Origin of the sequence: Bacillus sp. AF62 (genome assembly GCF_050312695.1) — a bacterium.
GTDB classification, from domain to species: Bacteria; Bacillota; Bacilli; order Bacillales; family Bacillaceae_G; genus Bacillus_A; species Bacillus_A cereus.
Window position 1 is genome coordinate 1 of the sequence record NZ_JBNPJZ010000260.1, and the last position, 390, is coordinate 390.

The window sequence follows — 390 nt, forward strand, 5'->3', positions numbered from 1 at the left end:
CTTGTATAATTATGTATCATAGAAAATATCCTTTTTTGTACAGATTATACCATAGATTCTAAACAGGTTCTTAGAAATTACATCTTTTCGTACAGCCACATGTATTCTTGCAGGAGTAGACGCCATGCATATGAAAAAAGAACAGGTTGATTTACAAGATCAGTCTGTTCAAAATCAAAAAGAATTTATTCATCAATTATTTGGATTAACAGCGTAAAAAATGATTCCAGTAGGAATCATTTTTATTTCTTGGGAATGTATCCTTTATTTGCATCAGAACCTATCAAAGTGATTTTCTTTTATATATTAAAGAGATACATAATACAATCAATGGTATGATAATTTGCATTGGTACGTGTACGTAATAAGGAAGAATGTGAAAGCCAATGT

1 pseudogene is annotated in these 390 nt (G+C 29.5%); it reads left to right on the forward strand.

Features of this window, described 5'->3' with window-relative positions:
- Nucleotides 1–76 precede the first annotated feature (76 nt).
- Nucleotides 77–217 (forward strand): annotated as a pseudogene (locus ACQRBL_RS32635) (IS6 family transposase); the annotation flags it as partial.
- Between the last annotated feature and the right edge of the window lie 173 nt (nucleotides 218–390).